2 protein-coding genes are annotated in these 2,671 nt (G+C 76.3%); one reads left to right on the top strand and one right to left on the bottom strand.

Going from position 1 to position 2,671, the window contains the following annotated elements; genetic code table 11:
- Positions 1 to 1,246, top strand: a 1,246-nt coding sequence (locus ACFXGA_RS40060) for a tetratricopeptide repeat protein (protein WP_378098410.1), incomplete at its 5' end; no start/stop codon positions are given.
- A gap of 44 nt (positions 1,247 to 1,290) precedes the next feature.
- Here the strand turns inward: ACFXGA_RS40060 and ACFXGA_RS40055 are convergent.
- Positions 1,291 to 2,514, bottom strand: coding sequence for a helix-turn-helix domain-containing protein (locus ACFXGA_RS40055; protein ID WP_378098407.1), 1,224 nt, complete (start codon positions 2,512 to 2,514; stop codon positions 1,291 to 1,293).
- Positions 2,515 to 2,671: the final 157 nt, after the last annotated feature.

Raw genomic sequence — 2,671 nt, 5'->3', positions numbered from 1 at the left:
GCCGACCGAGCACGAGGACGCCGTGCTCCGCCTGCTCGACTTCTACCTGGTCGGCCTGGCCGAGGCCGTGGGGGCCGCCTACCCGTTCGACCGCGTGCTGCCCCCGGTGCACCGGACCAGCCGGGTGGTGCCCGCCTTCGCGGACCAGTCCGGCGCGACCGCCTGGATCGCCGCCGAGCGGGACAACCTGGTGGCGGCCATCCGCAGCGCCGCCGAACGCCGGCTGCCCGGTCACGTGTGGCGGCTGGCGGTGCTGATCTGGCGGCACTTCAACACCACCAGCCGGTTCGAGGACTGGCTCGAGACCGTGGAGCTGGCCTGGGAGAACGTGCGCTCCGCGCCGGGCGAGGAGCACGGCCGGGCCCACGTGCTGCTGCGGCTGGCCATCGCCTACGACCGGCTCGGGCGGCTGGAGGAGGCGGTGGCGGCGGCCACCCGCGCGCTGGACGAGTGGGACGCCCTGGACGACCTGCCCGGCCGGGCGTCCACGTCCGGCATGCTCGCCATCTCGTTGATGCAGCTGGGCCGGCACGCCGAGGCGGTGGAACGCTTCGAGGACGCGCTGGAGAAGTACGAGCGCTGCGGTGACCTGCGCGGCCAGGGGCACGCGTTGAGCATGCTCGGCGTGCTGGACGAGGAGCGCGGCGACCTCGACCGCGCGCTGCGCCGGCACCGGGCCGCCGTGCCGCTGCTGCGGGAGGTCGGCCACGCGCAGGGGTTGGCGCACGCGTTGAACAACCTCGGCGCGGTGCAGCGGCGGCTGGGACTGGCCGACGAAGCGCTGGCCGCGCACCTGGAGGCGCACGACCTGGCCGTCGAACTCGGCGACGACAGCCTGGCCGCCTACGCGTTGAACTACATCGGCAACGTGCACCGGTCGCAGGACCGGCTGGCCGAGGCCGCGCACTACCACGAGCGCGCCAAGGCGGCCGCGGCCGACGTGTCCAACTCGGACCTGCGCACCCGGCTGTTCCTCGACCGCGCCGAGACCGCGCGGGCGGCCGGCGACCGGGCCGCGGCGCTGGACGCCTACCGGTCCGCCCTGGACCTGGCGGTCGGCGCGGGCAACCGCGGCCACGCCGCCCAGGCCCACCTCGGCGTCGCCCGTGCGCTGCACGCGCTGGGCCGGCACGCGACCGCCGCCCCGCACTGGGACGCGGCCGAGAGCGGGTTCGCCGCGCTCGGCCGGCCGCGGGCCGACGAGGTCCGGGCCGAGCACGCCGGCCTGACCTGCGCGTGCCGCTGATCCCGCGGGGCCCGGCGGGGCGGCCCACCCGCCGGGCACGCCGGTCAGTACCGCTGCTGCAACACCCGGCGCAGCTCGGGGTACACCTCGCGGACGGCGCCGTGGTTGTGCCAGCGGCCGAGGGTCCGGGACAGCTCCCGCAGGTCCGTCCGCACGGTCGCCGAGTCCACGTGCGCCACGTCGTCGAGCGTGCCGGCCAGCGTCGCGCAGCTCTGGTCGATCTCGCCCGCGAGCGCGAGGGCGAGCGAGCGCCGGGTGCCGAACCTCGCCCGGGACCGGCGGGACGTCGCGGGCAACCGGGCCAGCTCCCGGTCCAGCACGGCCGCCGACTCGGCGGTCCGGCCGAGGTCGCACAGCGACCACCCGCGGGCCAGCTCCGCCGGGTCCGGCGCGGTCGAGCCGAGCACGGGGTAGGCGCGGGTGTCCGCGGCGGCGCCGTCGAGGAGGTCGACGGCGCGGTCCATCGCGCGGTCGAACGCGTCGCGGTCGCCCGCCAGCGCGTGCCCCTGCGCCTCCCGGCGGGCCGCCAGGCCCCGGATGCGCGGGCCGGCCCGGTCCACCAGCTGCGCCTGCCGGGCCAACCCCACCGTCCCGGCCGCGTCCTGCCGGTAGAGCGCGAGCCCGGCCTCCCGGACGAACGCGTAGCTCACGATCTCCCGATCGCCGCCCGCCCGCGCCAGTTCCGAGGCGTGCCGGGTCCACGACAACGCGCGCTGCTCGTCACCGACCTCCTGGTTCATCCACCCCGTGTACTCGGCGATGCGCGCGGCGAGCAGCAGCAGCCGACCCCGGATCGGCTCCGGGTTCTCGTGCGCGAGCGCGTGCACCGTCCGCAGGAGGGCGACCAGCGGTTCGAGGACGACGACGGGGCTGGTCTGCATGCCCAGGGAGCGCAGGTGCTCGAACGAGACCCGCATCCCCTCCACCACGCGCTCGTCGGGCGCGGGTCGCGGCCCGCCCGACAGGGCCATGCCGAGCACCGTGCCCGTGCCGGCGACCAGCACTTGGCGGCGGTCGAGCGTGAGGCCGGCCTCGGCGGCGCGCTCCACGGCCCGGTCCCGCGCCGCGCGAGCCGCCTCGATGAGGCTGCCGCCCGCGTCGAGCACGCCGTCGCACAGCCGGGCCATGGTCTCGTGCGGCAGCTTCAGGTCGTTCTCGATCTTGCTGAGGTGCCCCTTGCTGTAGTGCACCCGCTTGGCCAGCTGACCTATCGACAGGCCCGCGGCGATACGGCATTCACGGAGTAATTCACCAAACGATTCAGTCACCCTGAGCCTCCTGGTCCGGCCGGTTCGAGTACACCACCGCCGCCTGCCCGGCGCAATCGCCCCGGCGCCCCCCCAAATCCCCCCCGGGGGCCCGGGCCAGTATGAGGGACCCCCCCACCCCCGGGGGCGTCAGGGGCGCACGGGAGCGAGGGTGGGG

It is taken from the genome of Actinosynnema sp. NPDC059335, assembly GCF_042752395.1.
Classification (GTDB): Bacteria; Actinomycetota; Actinomycetes; order Mycobacteriales; family Pseudonocardiaceae; genus Actinosynnema.
Note: the sequence above shows the minus strand (reverse complement) of the source record. Positions and strands in the feature narration are given on the sequence as shown.